Annotated in this window: 18 protein-coding genes; 17 read left to right on the top strand and 1 reads right to left on the bottom strand. The window is 72.2% G+C overall.

The window, feature by feature from the left end; all coding sequences use genetic code 11:
* The 10 genes from lepB (LG634_RS34360) to LG634_RS34315 all read left to right on the top strand — a co-directional run.
* Positions 1-728 (top strand): signal peptidase I (gene lepB / locus LG634_RS34360; RefSeq protein ID WP_226739910.1); only part of this gene is annotated, 728 nt, incomplete at its 5' end.
* Between the two features lie 162 nt (positions 729-890).
* Positions 891-1802, top strand: a complete 912-nt coding sequence (gene lepB, locus LG634_RS34355; protein WP_226739922.1) for a signal peptidase I — start codon at positions 891-893, stop codon at positions 1800-1802.
* A 65-nt stretch (positions 1803-1867) separates the two neighbouring features.
* Positions 1868-2692, top strand: coding sequence for a signal peptidase I (gene lepB / locus LG634_RS34350; protein ID WP_226739908.1), 825 nt, complete (start codon positions 1868-1870; stop codon positions 2690-2692).
* Positions 2682-3197, top strand: coding sequence for an NUDIX hydrolase (locus LG634_RS34345; protein WP_226739906.1), 516 nt, complete (start codon positions 2682-2684; stop codon positions 3195-3197). Before lepB (LG634_RS34350) ends, LG634_RS34345 begins: the two co-directional genes overlap by 11 nt.
* Positions 3198-3252: 55 nt before the next feature.
* On the top strand, positions 3253-3561 hold the full coding sequence (locus tag LG634_RS34340; protein ID WP_014675276.1) for a DUF2469 domain-containing protein: 309 nt from the start codon (positions 3253-3255) through the stop codon (positions 3559-3561).
* Between the two features lie 121 nt (positions 3562-3682).
* The gene (locus LG634_RS34335) at positions 3683-4093 is read left to right on the top strand and encodes a YraN family protein (RefSeq protein ID WP_226739904.1); all 411 of its coding nucleotides are present in this window, start codon (positions 3683-3685) and stop codon (positions 4091-4093) included.
* A complete protein-coding gene (locus LG634_RS34330; protein ID WP_226739920.1) occupies positions 4093-5709 on the top strand; it encodes a YifB family Mg chelatase-like AAA ATPase in 1617 nt (538 codons plus the stop codon). Before LG634_RS34335 ends, LG634_RS34330 begins: the two co-directional genes overlap by 1 nt.
* The gene (gene dprA / locus LG634_RS34325; protein WP_226739902.1) at positions 5706-7061 is read left to right on the top strand and encodes a DNA-processing protein DprA; all 1356 of its coding nucleotides are present in this window, start codon (positions 5706-5708) and stop codon (positions 7059-7061) included. Before LG634_RS34330 ends, dprA begins: the two co-directional genes overlap by 4 nt.
* A gap of 251 nt (positions 7062-7312) precedes the next feature.
* Positions 7313-8149: an RNA polymerase sigma factor WhiG gene (whiG, locus tag LG634_RS34320; RefSeq protein ID WP_226739900.1), complete on the top strand. Its 837-nt coding sequence runs from the start codon at positions 7313-7315 to the stop codon at positions 8147-8149.
* Positions 8150-8219: 70 nt separating this feature from the next.
* Positions 8220-8759 carry a TetR/AcrR family transcriptional regulator gene (locus tag LG634_RS34315; RefSeq protein ID WP_226739918.1) on the top strand — a complete coding sequence of 180 codons (540 nt, stop codon included), beginning with the start codon at positions 8220-8222 and terminating at the stop codon, positions 8757-8759.
* Positions 8760-8832: 73 nt separating this feature from the next.
* Here LG634_RS34315 and LG634_RS34310 read toward each other — a convergent pair whose 3' ends face one another.
* Entirely contained in the window at positions 8833-9426 is a 594-nt protein-coding gene (locus tag LG634_RS34310) for a M23 family metallopeptidase (RefSeq protein WP_226739898.1), read from the bottom strand.
* Positions 9427-9695: 269 nt separating this feature from the next.
* On the opposite strand from LG634_RS34310, the gene rpsB reads away from it, so the two are divergent.
* The 7 genes from rpsB (at position 9696) to LG634_RS34275 (ending at position 16983) form a co-directional block, all read left to right on the top strand.
* Entirely contained in the window at positions 9696-10577 is an 882-nt protein-coding gene (gene rpsB / locus LG634_RS34305) for a 30S ribosomal protein S2 (protein WP_226739896.1), read from the top strand.
* A gap of 135 nt (positions 10578-10712) precedes the next feature.
* On the top strand, positions 10713-11546 hold the full coding sequence (tsf, locus tag LG634_RS34300; protein WP_226739893.1) for a translation elongation factor Ts: 834 nt from the start codon (positions 10713-10715) through the stop codon (positions 11544-11546).
* Positions 11547-11710: 164 nt separating this feature from the next.
* Positions 11711-12490, top strand: a complete 780-nt coding sequence (gene pyrH, locus LG634_RS34295) for a UMP kinase (RefSeq protein ID WP_226739891.1) — start codon at positions 11711-11713, stop codon at positions 12488-12490.
* A gap of 58 nt (positions 12491-12548) precedes the next feature.
* Positions 12549-13106 carry a ribosome recycling factor gene (frr, locus tag LG634_RS34290; protein WP_226739916.1) on the top strand — a complete coding sequence of 186 codons (558 nt, stop codon included), beginning with the start codon at positions 12549-12551 and terminating at the stop codon, positions 13104-13106.
* The gene (locus LG634_RS34285) at positions 13106-14245 is read left to right on the top strand and encodes a phosphatidate cytidylyltransferase (protein WP_226739889.1); all 1140 of its coding nucleotides are present in this window, start codon (positions 13106-13108) and stop codon (positions 14243-14245) included. Before frr ends, LG634_RS34285 begins: the two co-directional genes overlap by 1 nt.
* 224 nt (positions 14246-14469) lie before the next feature.
* The gene (gene rlmN / locus LG634_RS34280; protein WP_226739888.1) at positions 14470-15585 is read left to right on the top strand and encodes a dual-specificity RNA methyltransferase RlmN; all 1116 of its coding nucleotides are present in this window, start codon (positions 14470-14472) and stop codon (positions 15583-15585) included.
* A gap of 294 nt (positions 15586-15879) precedes the next feature.
* Positions 15880-16983, top strand: a complete 1104-nt coding sequence (locus LG634_RS34275) for a thiamine ABC transporter substrate-binding protein (protein ID WP_226739886.1) — start codon at positions 15880-15882, stop codon at positions 16981-16983.
* Positions 16984-17057 lie beyond the last annotated feature (74 nt).

The raw sequence follows: 17057 nt of genomic DNA, 5'->3' as shown, positions 1-17057 counted from the left end.
CCCGGCGGGTCCGGCGGCGCCGGCGCACCCGCCGGGTCGGGGAGATCCCGCTGCTGGTGGCGGTGGCCCTCCTCATAGCCCTGGTGCTCAAGACCTTCCTCGTCCAGGCCTTCGTGATCCCGTCCGGCTCGATGGAGCAGACGATCCGGATCGGCGACCGGGTGCTGGTCGACAAGCTGACCCCGTGGTTCGGCGCCCGGCCCGAGCGCGGCGACGTCGTGGTCTTCAAGGACCCCGGCGGCTGGCTCCAGGCCGAGAACCACCACGTGACGTCCGATCCGGTGGGCGTCAAGCAGGTCAAGCAGGTGCTGACGTTCATCGGCCTGCTGCCCTCCGCCGACGAGCAGGATCTGATCAAGCGCGTCGTCGCGATCGGCGGCGACACCGTGGCCTGCTGCGATGCGAAGGGCCGGGTCACGGTCAACGGAACCCCGCTCGACGAGCCGTACGTACACCCCGGGAACACGCCCTCGGACATCCGCTTCACCGTACGGGTCCCGGAGGGACGGCTCTTCGTGATGGGCGACCACCGGGCGAATTCGGCCGATTCCCGCTTCCATCTGGACGAGAAGTTCCACGGAACGATCTCCGAAGAGGGCGTACTCGGACGCGCGGTGGTCATTGCCTGGCCGTTCTCGCACTGGAGCAGACTGGAGGAACCGGCGGCCTTCCGCTCGGTCGCCGAACCAGCGCGCCGCGGGCGCCGCCGCCCGCGCCCCGTCGCATAGTCTGTGCTCTTGGATCTCTGCGGAACGGACCTCACCGGAGGCGAACTCCACGGAACGGTCCGGCTCCCGACCCCTGCGGAACTCCCGCTCGTTAGGGGAGTGGAGGTTCCGTGTCCTTCCGGGCGCGGGCGGCATGCCGAGTGAGGAGTGGACGTGGGGGATGTGGCGGTCGGCGCACGAACCGGACGCGAAGAACCCGAAGAGCGGCCGGAGGTTGCTGTGGACAGCGAGACCGCCCCGAGTGGCGACCCGGGCGACGGGCTCGGCGCGGGCGACGGCGCGGAGCAGGAAGAACCGGAGGAGGGCGGCCGCAGGCAGCGCTCCTTCTGGAAGGAGCTGCCGCTCCTCGTCATCATCGCGCTGGTCCTCGCCCTGCTGATCAAGACCTTCCTGGTGCAGGCCTTCTCGATCCCGTCCGACTCGATGCAGAACACCCTGCAGCGCGGCGACCGGGTGCTCGTGGACAAGCTGACGCCCTGGTTCGGGTCCGAGCCGGAGCGCGGCGAGGTCGTGGTCTTCCACGACCCGAACAACTGGCTCGAAGGCGAGCCCACCCCCGACCCGAACGCGGTGCAGAAGTTCCTCAGCTTCATCGGCCTGATGCCGTCCGCGGAGGAGAAGGACCTGATCAAGCGGGTCATCGCGGTCGGCGGCGACACCGTCCAGTGCGAGAAGGGCGGCCCGGTCAAGGTCAACGGCAAGGCGCTCGTCGAGCCGTACATCTACCCGGGCAACACGGCCTGCGACGACAAGCCCTTCGGCCCGTTCAAGGTGCCGGACGGCAAGATCTGGGTGATGGGCGACCACCGCCAGAACTCGTACGACTCCCGCTGGCACATGGACGACGCGACCAAGGGCTTCGTCCCCGTGGACAAGGTCGTCGGCCGTGCCGTCGTCGTCGCCTGGCCGGTCACCCGCTGGGCCACCCTGCCGATCCCGGACACCTTCGACCAGCCGGGCATCAACACCACCGCCGCGGCCGCCCTCGGCGCGGCCCCGCTGGGCCTGGGTCTGGCCGGTGCGCTGCCGCTGGTGCTGTGGCGCCGGCGCAAGCTCACCGCCGATCGGGGCTGACCCCGCGGCCTACCGCCGGGTAGGGTGCCGTCCCAGGTCAGGACTCCGGAGCAGGGGGCGCTGGAATGGGCGGTACGGGCGGGACCGGCGGAGCCGGCGGACGGGGAACACGAGGCAGTGGCAACGGCCACGGCCGTCTCGGCAATGTGCTGTCGGGACTGGTCGTGGCCGTCGGCTTTCTGCTCTTCGTCGGCGGCATGGTGTGGGGCGCCGTCGAATACCGGCCCTACACGGTGCCCACCGACTCGATGGTGCCCACCGTGAAGCCCGGCGACCGGGTGCTCGCGCAGCGCATCGACGGCTCCGAGGTGCGCCGGGGCGACGTCGTGATTTTTACTGATGCGGTGTGGAGCAACGCGCCCATGGTCAAGCGCGTCGTCGGCATCGGCGGCGACGTCGTGAGCTGCTGCGGCAAGGGCGGGCGGCTCACGGTCAACGGCAAGGCCCTCGACGAGCCCTACCTGGGGCTGTTCGCCGGCAAGGCCTCCGACACGCCGTTCGAGGTCACCGTGCCCGAGGGCAACCTCTTCCTCCTCGGCGACCAGCGCGGCGCCTCCCTGGACTCCCGCTCGCACATCGCCGAAGCCGGCCAGGGCACCGTGCCGCGGTCCGCGGTCAGCGCCCGGGTGGACGCCGTGGCCTGGTCCGATCCCGCCATGCTGGAGCGTCCGACGGCCTTCGCCGGACTGCCCGGCGGCATTTCGTCCCCCGGACCGCTGCGGATCCAGCTGTACACCGTCACGGGCGGTGCGGTGCTGGTGCTGGCGGGGGCCGCGTACGGGCCGCTGGCCAGGCTCGCGGGGCGCGGCCGCCGCGGTTCGGGAGGCGGCGCGGGCGGCACCGGCGCGGGGGCCGGGGGAGCCGGCCGGGAGCGGGCGAGTGTCGGCTGACCACGCCGACCCGGCGCGCAGGCCGGTGGCCCGCAAGGTGGCCCGCGTGGTCCTGCTGGACCCGCAGGACCGGATCCTGCTGCTGCACGGTTTCGAGCCGGCCGACCCCGCCGACGACTGGTGGTTCACCCCCGGCGGCGGCCTGGAGGGCGACGAGAGCCGTGAGGAGGCCGCGCTGCGGGAGCTGGCCGAGGAGACCGGCATCACCCGGGTCGAGCTGGGGCCCGTGCTGTGGCGCCGGTACTGCTCCTTCCCGTTCGACGGGCGGCGCTGGGAGCAGGACGAGTGGTACTTCCTGGCCCGCACCGACCAGACCGAGACGGCCCCTGCGGGGCTGACGGAACTGGAGCGGCGCAGCGTCTCCGGAGCAAGGTGGTGGACCTGCGGGGAACTGTCGGCGGCCCGTGAGACGGTGTACCCGACCAGACTCGCCGGGCTGCTGCGCACGCTGCTCGACGAGGGTCCTCCGGATGCGCCGGTGGTCCTGGCCCCGGAAATCGTTTAGGGGCACACCCGGCTGGCGCACAATAGGGGGACGCACGGCTGAAGGGGAACATGCCATGAGCGCCGAGGACCTCGAAAAGTACGAGACGGAGATGGAGCTGAAGCTCTATCGCGAGTACCGCGACGTCGTCGGGCTGTTCAAGTACGTGATCGAGACGGAACGCCGTTTCTACCTCACCAACGACTACGAGATGCAGGTGCACTCGGTGCAGGGCGAGGTGTTCTTCGAGGTCACGATGGCGGACGCGTGGGTCTGGGACATGTACAGGCCCGCCCGGTTCGTCAAGCAGGTCCGGGTGCTGACCTTCAAGGACGTGAACATCGAGGAGCTCAACAAGAGCGACCTCGAACTGCCGGGCGGCTGATCCCGGCACCGGGGAAGGCTCACCCCCACGGGTGAGCGGGTTGTCCACAACGGGCCCGTCGTCCACCAAGATCCACTTCTGGGCGGCGGGTGCGGGACCGTCGGTACCGGAGGTGGTACCGATGAACACTCGAACCCGGGTGGAAGACGACCGCAGGACCTGCGTACGGCGCGATCTCGCGCGGCGGGCGCTGGGGCGGTACGGCGAGGACCTGGCGGTGCGGCACCTGGCCCGCTCCGGTATGACCGTGATCGTCCGGAACTGGCGCTGCCGGACCGGCGAGATCGACATCCTCGCCCGGGACGGCGACGCCCTCGTCGTCTGCGAGGTCAAGACCCGCCGCGAAGGCCCGTTCGAACACCCCATGGCCGCGGTGCGCCCGGCCAAGTCGGCCCGATTGCGCAGACTCGCCGCCCGCTGGATCGCCGACCACGGCGGACCGCCCGCCGGAGGCGTCCGCATCGACCTCGTCGGAGTCCTCGTACCGCGCCGCGGCGCCCCGCGCGTCGAGCACGCCAAGGGGGTGGCGTGATGGGCTTCGCCCGCGCCTGCTCCGTCGCCCTGGTCGGAGTCGACGGCGTGGTCGTCGAGGTGCAGGCCGACCTCGAACCCGGCGTCGCCGCCTTCACCCTCGTCGGACTCCCCGACAAGACCCTCGTCGAAAGCCGGGACAGGGTCCGGGCCGCCGTGGTCAATTCCGGGGCCGAATGGCCGCAGAAGAAGCTCACCGTGGGCCTCAGCCCGGCCGCCGTGCCGAAATCGGGCAGCGGTTTCGACCTCGCCGTCGCCGCTGCGGTGCTCGGGGCCGCCGAGTGCATCGACCCGAGGGAGATCGCCGACCTGGTGCTCATCGGCGAACTCGGGCTCGACGGCCGGGTCCGGCCGGTGCCCGGCATCCTGCCGGCCGTCCTCGCCGCCGCCGAGGCCGGCTACCGGCAGGTCGTCGTCCCCGAGCAGTCGGCCGCGGAAGCCTCCCTCGTGCCCGACGTGTCCGTGCTCGGCGTCCGCAGCCTCCGCCAGCTCATCGCCGTCCTCACCGACAGCCCCGTCCCCGAGGAGGAACCCCCGGACCGGGAGGGCCGCCCCGACCCCGCACTCGCCGCCCTGCTGCAACCCGGCGCCGGAGCGGGCAGCGGCCTCGCCCGAGGCTGCAGCGCCCCGCCCGACCTCGCGGACGTCGCCGGCCAGCACGCCGCCCGCCGCGCCCTGGAGGTCGCCGCCGCCGGCGGCCACCACCTCTTCCTGACCGGCCCGCCCGGCGCCGGCAAGACCATGCTCGCCGAACGGCTCGCCGGGATCCTCCCGCCCCTCACCCGGCAGGAGTCCCTGGAGGTGACCGCCGTCCACTCCGTCGCCGGCATCCTGCCGCCCGGCGAACCCCTGGTCACCGCCCCGCCCTACTGCGCCCCGCACCACTCCGCGACCATGCAGTCCCTCGTCGGCGGCGGGAACGGACTGCCCCGGCCCGGCGCGGTCTCCCTGGCCCACCGCGGAGTGCTCTTCCTCGACGAGGCGCCCGAATTCAGCAGCCGCACGCTCGACGCGCTGCGCCAGCCGCTCGAATCCGGCCAGGTCGTCATCGCCCGGGCCAACGGCGTGGTGCGGCTGCCCGCCCGGTTCCTCCTCGTCCTCGCCGCCAACCCCTGCCCCTGCGGCCGCCACACCCTGCACGGCGCGGGCTGCGAGTGCCCCGCCTCCGTGATCCGCCGCTACCAGGCGAGGCTCTCCGGGCCGCTGCTCGACCGCGTCGACCTGCGCGTCGGGGCCGAGCCGGTCACCCGCGCCGACCTGCTCGGCCAGGGCGGCCGCGGCGAACCCAGCGCCGCCGTCGCCGACCGGGTCCGGGCCGCCCGCGAGCGCACCGCCGCCCGACTCGCAGGGACCCCCTGGACCACCAACGCCGAAGTCCCCGGCCACGAACTCCGCACCCGCTGGCAGGCCGCCACCGGCGCCCTGGCCCAAGCCGAACGCGACATGGAACGCGGCCTGCTCACCGCCCGAGGCGTCGACCGCGTCCTGCGCGTCGCCTGGAGCGTCGCCGACCTCGGCGGCCGCGACCGCCCCGGCCCCCTGGACGTGGCCGTCGCCCTCGAACTCCGCACCGGCATCGCCCGCGGTACCCCACTCCCGGCAGGAGCGGCCTCATGAGCGCCGAACACCACCCCACCGGCCCTCGGCCCGGTGCCCCTCACCCCAACGGTCCCCGGCCCGCCGACACCCGTGCCACCGATGTGCACCCCGGCCCGGGGTTCGGCCCGGGATCCGGCCCGGGTGGCAGCGCCGGGGCAGGACCGGGCGGCTCGGGGCCCGGAGGCGGCAGGGCCGGCGTCCGGGACCCGTCGGCCGAACGGACGGCGCGGGCTGCGCTGACCCGGGTGCTGGAGCCGGGGGACGCGCACGCCGGGCGCTGGCTGCGCGAGCACGGGGCCGCGGGCCTGCTCGGGCTGCTGACCGGGCCGGCGTCCGGCAGTGCGGTGCTCACCGGGGTCGGGCCCGACCGCATCACCGGGTACCGCGACCGGGCCGCGGCAGCCGACCCGGCGGGCGACCTCGCCGCCACCGAGGCGGCCGGCGGGCGGTTCGTCTGCCCGGGCGACCCCGACTGGCCGACGCAGCTCGACGACCTCGGCGACAGCCGGCCCATCGGGCTGTGGGTCCGCGGCAGCCCCTCGCTGCGGGCCTGGGCGCTGCGTTCGGTGGCCGTCGTCGGCGCCCGCGCCTGTACGCCGTACGGCGCCCACATGGCGGCCGGCCTCGCCGCCGGGCTCGCCGAACGCGGCTGGGTCGTCGTCTCCGGTGCGGCGTACGGCATCGACGGCGCCGCGCACCGCGGGGTCCTCGCCGCCGGCGGGGCCACGGCCGCCGTGCTCGCCTGCGGCGTCGACACCGGCTACCCCCGCGGACACGACGGACTGCTGCGCCGCATCGCCGGCCAGGGGCTGCTGATCGCGGAACTCCCGCCCGGCAGCCACCCCACCCGCAGCCGGTTCGTGCTGCGCAACCGCGTCATCGCCGCCCTCACCCGCGGCACCGTCGTGGTCGAGGCCGCCCACCGCAGCGGCTCCCTGGCCACCGCCCGCTGGGCCGGCCGGCTCGGGCGCCACACCATGGGGGTTCCCGGGCCCGCCACCAGCGCGCTCTCCGCCGGCGTCCACGAACTCCTGCGCGGCGAAGCGGTGCTGGTGACCGACGCCGCCGAAGTCGTCGAACTCGTCGGCGACATGGGCGACCTGGCACCACCGCGCCGCGGCCCGGTGTGCGCCCGCGACCTGCTCGGCCCCCGGACCGCCCGGGTCCTCGACGCACTTCCCGCCGGACGTGCCTCCCCGGTGGCCGAAGTCGCCCTGGCCGCAGGGTCGGACACCGATGAAGTCATCGGCAGACTGTACGAACTTCACTCTCTGGGGTTCGTCGAACGGCAGGGCGACGCCTGGCAGTTGACCCGCGGACGGGACGGACCCGACACACAATCCGGGGAGCCACGGCGAGGCGGTGCTTGACCTGGGGCGTTCCGGTGAAAGGGTGAAGCCGATGAGATACGCCGCCCTCCCGGCCTCACCCGCCGGCGCCGGACGCCCGGCGCCCGGCCCGGACCGCCCGCGCGTCCCGGCGAGCCGCTGCGCCCCCTCGCCATCACGTACTCTTCGCGCACCGCGACACTCCAGTCACGCTACGCTCGCAGGGATCCCGAACCGGCCACGGCCTCCCGCACAGATCAGCCAGCACACAGCAGAACGGCTCAAGGCGACGCATGCCCCAGCACACCCCCGGGTCTGACCGCGCTGCGGTGCCCCCCGCTGCCCGCGGCGGCGTGCGGCCCGCCGCACCCACGTCCCTGGACGAGCTCTGGCGGTCGTACAAGGGCTCGGGGGACGAGCGGCTGCGCGAGCAGCTGATCCTGCACTACTCGCCCCTCGTGAAGTACGTCGCCGGCCGGGTCAGCGTGGGACTGCCGCCCAACGTGGAGCAGGCCGACTTCGTCTCCTCCGGGGTGTTCGGACTGATCGACGCGATCGAGAAGTTCGACATCGACCGCTCCATCAAGTTCGAGACGTACGCCATCACCCGGATCCGCGGGGCGATGATCGACGAGCTGCGGGCGCTCGACTGGATCCCACGCTCGGTGCGGCAGAAGGCGCGGGCTGTCGAACGCGCGTACGCCACGCTGGAGGCCCAGCTGCGGCGGACGCCCACCGAGGCCGAGGTCGCCGCGGAGATGGGCATCGGGGTGGAGGACCTCCACTCGGTGTTCAGCCAGCTGTCCCTGGCCAACGTGGTCGCCCTGGAGGAACTGCTGCACGTCGGCGGCGAGGGCGGCGACCGGCTCAGCCTCATGGACACCCTGGAGGACACCGCCGCCGACAACCCGGTCGAGGTCGCCGAGGGGCGTGAGCTGCGGCGGCTCCTGGCCCGGGCCATCAACACGCTCCCGGAGCGGGAGAAGACCGTCGTCACCCTCTACTACTACGAGGGGCTCACCCTCGCGGAGATCGGCAACGTCCTCGGCGTCACCGAGAGCCGGGTCAGCCAGATCCACACCAAGTCCGTGCTCCAACTGCGCGCCAAGCTGGCCGATGTGGGCCGCTGACCTTGCGGCCCGTCCGTAGAGTGGAAGGGTGCCCAGGATTCGAGCGGCCTCCGTGGCCGAGCACCGGACGATGCAGCGCGGCGCCCTGCTGGACGCCGCACGCTCCCTCCTGTCCGAGGGCGGCACGGACGCGCTGACGTTCCCCGCCCTCGCCGCCCGCACCGGACTGGCCCGGTCCTCCGTCTACGAGTACTTCCGCTCCCGGGCGGCCGTGGTCGAAGAGCTCTGCGCCGTGGACTTCCCCGTGTGGGCGGCCGAGATCGAGGCCGCGATGGAGGTGGCGCAGACCCCCGAGGCGAAGATCGAGGCGTACGTCCGCAGCCAGCTCGCCCTCGTGGGCGACCGCCGGCACCGCGCCGTCGTCGCGATCTCCGCCGGCGAGCTGGACGCCGGCGCCCGGGAGAAGATCCGGGCCGCCCACGGCGGGCTCGTCGCGATGGTCGTCGAAGCCCTCGGCGCGCTCGGTCACGCCCGGCCGCGGCTCGCCGCGATGCTGCTCCAGGGCATCGTCGACGCCGCCGTCCGCCGGATCGAGCTGGGCGCGGCCGAGGACCCCGACGAGGTCACCGAGGCGGCGGTCGGCATGGCCCTGCGGGGCGTCGGGGGCTGACCCCGCCCCCTCCCTCCCCCCCCCCGCCCCACGCTCCATCTCCCCCCGCCCCGGACCCCCGTCCCGCGCGGCTCTACTCCAGCGGTACCGGCAGCAGGCGTGGGGACGGGCGGGGGAGCAGGGTCAGCGGGTCGAGGTAGGTGTCGCCCGACAGGAGCCCCCAGTGCAGGCAGGACTCCGGGCAGTGGCCGCCCGCGGCCAGCACGGCCACCAGCTGCCCGGCCCGGACCTCCTCGCCGTCCGACACCAGCGGGCGGACCGGCTCGTAGGTGGTGCGCAGGCCGCCCGGGAGGGTGAGCGAGAGCACGCCGCGTCCCGCCACCTGTCCGGCGTAATGCACCCGGCCCGGGCCGACCGCCCGTACCCCCGTGCCGGCCGGCGCCGCGAGGTCGACCCCGCGGTGCCCGGCCCCGTACGGGGTCGGCGGGGGATGCCACCAGCGCAGCACCCGCAGCGGCGGCGGCAGCGGCCGCACGGGACCGCCGTCCGTCCCGGCGGCGGGCACGGCGACCGGCACGGCGTCCGGCACGGCGGCCGGCACGGCGGCGGGGGCCGGAGCGGGCACCGGTGCAGGCATCGGGGCGGGTACGGGCAGCAGGGCCGGCGCGGCGGCCGGGGCGAGGGCCAGCAGCAGGGCCGGCAGCAGGAGCAAGGCGAATGCCGTCATGCGGACAGCGTGCCCGTGGGCACCCGCGGAGCGGGCCGGCCTGTGGACGAGCGGGGCGCTGTGGACGGGCGCGTCACCCGGCACGGGTACGGGTCCCGTACACTTCTTGTGGCGATCCGGGTCACCGGGTCGACTTCGCACGCCCCGCCACCGGACCCGAAAGGGCTGGTGGCCGCGCTCCTCGGTCCCTCGTGGCACGGCGCGTCGGGGCGTCAGGCGCGACCGCCGTCCGGCGGCCGCGGTAACCGAGCACCTCAAGGAGTACGGCCATGGCCGTCGTCACGATGCGGGAGCTGCTGGAGAGCGGCGTCCACTTCGGTCACCAGACCCGTCGCTGGAACCCGAAGATGAAGCGCTTCATCTTCACCGAGCGCAACGGCATCTACATCATCGACCTGCTCCAGTCGCTGTCGTACATCGACCGCGCCTACGAGTTCGTCAAGGAGACCGTCGCGCACGGCGGCTCCATCATGTTCGTCGGCACCAAGAAGCAGGCGCAGGAGGCGATCGCCGAGCAGGCGACCCGCGTCGGCATGCCCTACGTCAACCAGCGCTGGCTGGGCGGCATGCTCACCAACTTCTCCACCGTCTACAAGCGCCTTCAGCGTCTGAAGGAGCTCGAGCAGATCGACTTCGAGGACGTGGCCGCCTCCGGCCTCACCAAGAAGGAGCTCCTGGTCCTCTCCCGCGAGAAGGCCAAGCTGGAGAAGACCCTCGGTGGTATCCGCGAGATGCAGAAGGTGCCGAGCGCCGTCTGGATCGTCGACACCAAGAAGGAGCACATCGCCGTCGGTGAGGCGCGCAAGCTCCACATCCCGGTCGTCGCGATCCTCGACACCAACTGCGACCCCGACGAGGTCGACTACAAGATCCCGGGCAACGACGACGCGATCCGCTCCGTCACCCTGCTCACCCGCGTGATCGCCGACGCCGTCGCCGAGGGCCTCATCGCCCGTTCCGGCGTTGCCGCCGGTGACTCGAAGCCGGGCGACAAGGCCATCGGCGAGCCGCTGGCCGAGTGGGAGCGCGACCTCCTCGAGGGCGACAAGAAGGCCGACGAGGCCCCCGCCGCCGCCGAGGCCCCCGCTGCCGAGGCCCCGGCCGCCGAGGCCACCGAGGCCGCCCCGGCCGCGGACGCCGAGCAGGCCTGACCCACTGGGAGCGCCCGGAGTTCACCTTCCGGGCACTCGCAGCACGGACGATGACGACGGGGGACGGTGCTCACGAGGCACCGGCCCCCGCCGTTCACCCGTAGATCTACGACTTCGAGAGAGAATCACAGACTCATGGCGAACTACACCGCCGCTGACGTCAAGAAGCTCCGCGAGCTCACCGGCGCCGGCATGATGGACTGCAAGAAGGCCCTGGAAGAGTCGGACGGCAGCGTCGACAAGGCCGTCGAGGCGCTGCGCATCAAGGGTCAGAAGGGCGTCGCCAAGCGCGAGGGCCGTTCTGCCGAGAACGGTGCCGTCGTGTCCCTCATCGCCGACGACAGCACCTCCGGTGTCCTGGTCGAGCTGAAGTGCGAGACGGACTTCGTCGCCAAGGGTGACAAGTTCCAGGCCGTCGCCAACCAGATCGCCGCCCACGTGGCCGCCACCTCCCCGGCGGACATCGCGGCCCTGCTCGCCTCCGAGATCGAGGCCGGCAAGACCGTCCAGGCGTTCGTGGACGAGGCCAACGCCAACCTCGGCGAGAAGATCGTCCTGGACCGCTTCGCGCAGTACAGCGACGGCTTCGTCACCGCGTACATGCACCGCACCATGCCCGACCTGCCCCCGCAGATCGGTGTCCTGGTCGAGCTCGACAAGGAGAGCGACGTCGCTCGCGGCATCGCCCAGCACATCGCCGCCTTCGCGCCGAAGTACCTCTCCAAGGAGGACGTCCCGGCCGAGGTCGTCGAGTCCGAGCGTCGCGTCGCCGAGGAGACCACCCGCGCCGAGGGCAAGCCCGAGGCCGCGCTCCCGAAGATCGTCGAGGGTCGCCTCAACGGCTTCTTCAAGGACGCCACCCTCCTGGGCCAGCCGTACGCGCTGGACAACAAGAAGTCCGTCCAGCAGATCCTGGACGAGGCCGGTGTCACCCTGAAGCGCTTCACCCGCATCAAGGTCGGCATCTGATTCCGTCCGCGTACGCGACGGACACCGGACCCCGGTAGGGTCTGAGGCAGTCGTCCGCCTGCGCGCAGGACGACCGCAGATCTGACGAGGAGGCCATTGCCGTAAAGGGAACCGCAAGGACCCACCGGCAATGGCCTTCTTCGTATGTGCACGAGGAGATCTCCATGAACCAGGGCGTGGACCCCCACACCGCTTCCGAAGACCAGAGCGACCACGAGAAGAAGGGCCGGCGCTTCATGCTGAAGCTGTCCGGTGAGGCCTTCTCCGGCGGCGGCGGGCTCGGTGTCGACCCCGACGTCGTCCACGCCATCGCCCGGGAGATCGCGGCCGTGGTCCGCGACGGCGCCGAGATCGCGGTGGTCATCGGCGGCGGCAACTTCTTCCGCGGCGCCGAGCTGCAGCAGCGCGGCATGGACCGGGCCCGGTCCGACTACATGGGCATGCTCGGCACCGTCATGAACTGCCTGGCCCTCCAGGACTTCCTGGAGAAGGAAGGCATCGACTCGCGCGTCCAGACGGCCATCACCATGGGCCAGGTCGCCGAGCCGTACATCCCGCTGCGCGCGGTGCGCCACCTGGAGAAGGGACGCGTCGTGATCTTCGGCGCGGGCATGGGCATGCCGTACTTCTCCACCGACACCACCGCCGCCCAGCGAGCCCTCGAGATCGACGCCGAGGCGCTGCTCATGGGCAAGAACGGCGTGGACGGGGTCTACGACTCCGACCCGAAGACCAATCCGGCCGCGGTGAAGTTCGACGCGCTGGAGTACGGCGAGGTGCTCTCCCGCGACCTCAAGGTCGCCGACGCCACCGCCATCACGCTGTGCCGTGACAACAAGCTGCCGATCCTCGTCTTCGAGCTGCTCGCCGAAGGCAATATCGCTCGCGCCGTCAAGGGTGAGAAGATCGGCACGCTGGTGAGCGACCAGGGCACCAGGGCCTGACGTTGCGGCCCCGCCCGCCCCGCCCGAACCATCCACTCAAGACATGCAGGAGCACGTGGTGATCGAAGAAATCCTCCTTGAAGCCGAGGAGAAGATGGAGAAGGCCGTCGTGGTCGCCAAGGAGGACTTCGCCGCGATCCGCACCGGCCGTGCGCACCCGGCGATGTTCAACAAGATCGTGGCCGACTACTACGGCGCCATCACGCCCATCAACCAGCTCGCCTCCTTCTCGGTGCCCGAGCCGCGCATGGCCGTCGTCACGCCGTTCGACAAGAGCGCGCTGCGCAACATCGAGCAGGCCATCCGCGACTCCGACCTCGGCGTCAACCCGAGCAACGACGGCAACATCATCCGGGTGGTGTTCCCCGAGCTGACGCAGGACCGCCGCAAGGAGTACATCAAGGTCGCGCGCACCAAGGCCGAGGACTCCAAGGTCTCCATCCGCTCCGTCCGCCGCAAGGCGAAGGACGCCCTCGACAAGCTCGTCAAGGACAAGGAGTCCGGCGAGGACGAGGTGCGCCGCGCGGAGAAGGAGCTCGACGACACCACCGCGAAGTACGTCGCGCAGGTGGACGAGCTGCTCAAGCACAAGGAAGCCGAGCTGCTCGAGGTCTGATGAACGACTCTCCCTGGGGGGCTTCGCCGGACGCCGGGTTCTCCGGCGGCCGGCCGCCGTCCGACCAGGGGCCTGTCCCGGAGCCGGTTCCGGCGGGTCCCGCATTCGATGCGCAGGCGGGTCCCGCATACGATGCGCAAGGGGGCCCGTACACGCGGCCCCTGCCCATCGTGCCCGACCGCTTCGGAGATCAGGAAGCACGCGACCGGGGGGTTGCTCTCCAGAGCAGCCCCCTGTTCCGCGACGAGACGCCGCTGCAGGAGCCCATGCCCACGCCTCCGCCCCCCTCGCAGGCCCCCCAGGCCTCGCAACCGCCGCAGAAGAAGCGCGCGGGGCGGGATCTGCGTGCCGCCATAGGGGTCGGCGTCGGCCTCGGCGCGGTCATCTTCGCCTCGCTGTTCATCGTCAAGGAAGTCTTCGTCGGCGTCATCGCCGTCGCCGTGGTCGTCGGGCTGTGGGAGCTGACCTCCCGGCTCGCCGAGCGCAAGGAGATCAAGGCGCCGCTGGTGCCGCTCGCCGTCGGCGGTGCGGCCATGGTCGTCGCCGGATACGTACGGGGAGCCGAGGGCGCCTGGGTCGCGATGGCCCTCACCGCCCTCGCCGTACTGGTCTGGCGGATGACCGAGCCGCCCGAGAACTACCTGCGGGACGTCACGGCCGGCGTGTTCGCCGCGTTCTACGTGCCGTTCCTCGCGACGTTCGTGGCGATGCTGCTCACGCCCGACGACGGCCCGCAGCGGGTGGTCACCTTCCTGGTGCTCACCGTCGTCAGCGACACCGGCGCGTACGCCGTCGGCTGGCGGTTCGGCAAGCACAAGCTCGCACCCCGCATCAGCCCCGGAAAGACCCGCGAGGGCCTGTTCGGAGCGGTGGCCTTCGCCATGGCGGCCGGCGCGCTGTGCATGGAGTTCCTGATCGACGGCGGCGCCTGGTGGCAGGGCCTGGTCCTCGGCCTCGCGGTCGCGGTCAGCGCCACCCTGGGCGACCTCGGCGAGTCGATGATCAAGCGGGACCTCGGGATCAAGGACATGGGAACGCTGCTCCCCGGACACGGCGGGATCATGGACCGGCTGGACTCCCTGCTGCCGACCGCCCCGGTGGTCTGGCTGCTCCTCGCCGCCTTCGTGGGAGTCGGCTGACCTGCGGAAATCCGCTCGGACCCCGGCGGTCCGGCGGTACGGGTTATCCTGAAGGGCGCGTCACTCGCGAGTGGCGCGCCTTTTCCGTCAGGATCTGTCCCCTTCCGTCCCGCGACCGCGCGGACGGACCCCATGAGGTCTCCCGGCTCCGGTCGAGCCACCAGTCCGCCGCGCGCCCCGCGCGCAGGCGCGCCCAGGCCTCGCCGTACCGAGGAGTACCCTTCATGGCCCCCCGTCCCGCCCCGGGCGAGCTCACCTTCGTCGCGCCCCGCGGCGCCAAGAAGCCGCCGCGCCACCTGGCCGACATGTCGCCCGCCGAGCGCCGCGAGGCCGTCGCCGCGATCGGTGAGAAGCCGTTCCGCGCCAAGCAGCTGTCGCAGCACTACTTCGCCCGGTACGCGCACGACCCGGCCGAGTGGACCGACATCCCGGCCGGCTCCCGCGACAAGCTCCGCGAGGAACTGCTGCCCGACCTGATGTCCGTGGTCCGGCACATCTCCTGCGACGAGGACACCACCCGCAAGACCCTGTGGAAGCTCCACGACGGCACGCTCGTCGAGTCCGTCCTGATGCGCTACCCCGACCGGGTCACCATGTGCATCTCCTCGCAGGCCGGCTGCGGCATGAACTGCCCCTTCTGCGCCACCGGCCAGGCCGGCCTCGACCGCAACCTGTCGACCGCCGAGATCGTGCACCAGATCGTCGACGGCATGCGCGCCCTGCGCGACGGCGAGGTCCCCGGCGGCCCGGCCCGGCTCTCCAACATCGTCTTCATGGGCATGGGCGAGCCGCTCGCCAACTACAACCGGGTCGTCGGCGCCATCCGCCGTCTCACCGACCCGGAGCCGGACGGCCTGGGCCTGTCCCAGCGCGGCATCACCGTCTCCACCGTCGGCCTGGTCCCGGCGATGCTGCGGTTCGCCGACGAGGGCTTCAAGTGCCGCCTCGCCGTCTCGCTGCACGCCCCGGACGACGAGCTGCGCGACACGCTCGTTCCCGTGAACACCCGCTGGAAGGTCCGCGAGGTCCTCGACGCGGCCTGGGAGTACGCCGAGAAGTCGGGCCGCCGCGTCTCCATCGAGTACGCGCTGATCCGCGACATCAACGACCAGGCCTGGCGCGGTGACCTGCTCGGCCGGCTGCTCAAGGGCAAGCGGGTGCACGTCAACCTCATCCCGCTGAACCCGACCCCGGGCTCCAAGTGGACCGCCTCCCGCCCCGAGGACGAGCGGGCCTTCGTCGAGGCCATCGCCGCCCACGGCGTGCCGGTCACCGTCCGCGACACCCGCGGCCAGGAGATCGACGGCGCCTGCGGGCAGCTGGCGGCCAGCGAGCGCTGATCCGCCGCAGCGGATCCGCCGGGGTAGCGAGCCGCCCCGGCGGGCACGGAAGCACCGGTTCGGGCCCGGGGTACCCTGGGCCCGAACCAATTGCATATTCCGACAGGGGAGCGCCACAGCGCTGAGAGTGCGGGAACCGTCAGTCCGCAGACCCTCTGAACCTCGCCCAGGTCATTCTGGGTAGGAAGTTCGGTCAACACACCTCAAGCTGTTGCGCCCTGCCCCGGCGTCCGCTCTCCAGAGCGCCCGGGCGGGGCCGCGTCTTCTCCTGGTCACTCCAGGAGGAATGTTTCCGTGAGCACCACCAAGAAGCTGGCCGGCACCGCGCTCGCCGTGGCCCTCGGCGTCGGCACCCTCGCCGCCTGCGGCGACGGCGACGCGAAGGGCAAGGACGGCGCCGTGTCCGGCACGCCGAAGACCAAGCAGGTCACCCTCGTCACCCACGACTCGTTCGCGAGCACCCCGGCGGTGCTGAAGGCGTTCGAGAAGGAGACCGGCTACACGGTCAAGGTGCTGAAGAGCGGCGACGCCGGCACCGCCCTCAACCAGGAGATCCTCACCAAGGGCTCGCCGCGCGGCGACGTGTTCTTCGGCGTCGACAACACCCTGCTGTCCCGCGCCCTCGACAACGGGCTCTTCACCCCGTACGAGGCCAAGGGCCTGGCCGAGGTCCCCGAGCAGTACCGGCTCGACAAGGCGGAGCACCGCGTCACGCCCGTCGACTCCGGCGACATCTGCGTCAACTACGACAAGAAGTACTTCGCCGACAAGAAGCTCGCCCCGCCGCAGACCCTGGACGACCTGGCCAAGCCGGCGTACAAGGACCTCCTCGTCGTCGAGAACGCCGCGACCTCCTCGCCCGGCCTCGGCTTCCTCCTCGCCACCGTCGGCAAGTACGGCGACCAGGGCTGGGAGGAGTACTGGGGCAAGCTGAAGGCCAACGGCGTCGAGGTCGTCGACGGCTGGGAGCAGGCCTACAACGAGCGGTTCTCCGGCTCGGCCGGCGGCAAGAAGGCCAAGGGCGACCGCCCGCTGGTCGTCTCGTACGCCTCCAGCCCGCCGGTCGAGGTGCTGTACGCCGAGCCGCAGCCGAAGGACGCCCCGACCGGTGTCGCCACCGGCACCTGCTTCCGGCAGACCGAGTTCGCGGGCCTGCTGAAGGGCGCGAAGAACGAGGCCGGGGGCAAGGCGCTGCTCGACTTCATGATCGGCAAGAAGTTCCAGGAGGACATGCCGCTCACGATGTTCGTGAACCCGGTCGTCAAGGGCGCAGCGCTGCCCGAGCTGTTCACCAGGCACGGCGTCGTCGTCGCGAAGCCGGAGACCGTGGCCCCCGACCGGATCGCGAAGAACCGCGAGCAGTGGGTCAAGGCGTGGACCGCGCTGGTCCTGAAGTGACCGCGCGCGCCGGCGACGGCGCGCAGTCGCGGGCGGCGGGGACCGGAGTCCGGGCCACCGCCGCCCGGCTGGCC

It is taken from the genome of Streptomyces bambusae, from assembly GCF_020532645.1.
In the GTDB taxonomy this organism is placed as follows: Bacteria; Actinomycetota; Actinomycetes; order Streptomycetales; family Streptomycetaceae; genus Streptomyces; species Streptomyces bambusae.
The sequence above is the reverse complement of the archived record's forward strand: the minus strand, read 5'-3'. Positions and strand labels throughout refer to the sequence as shown.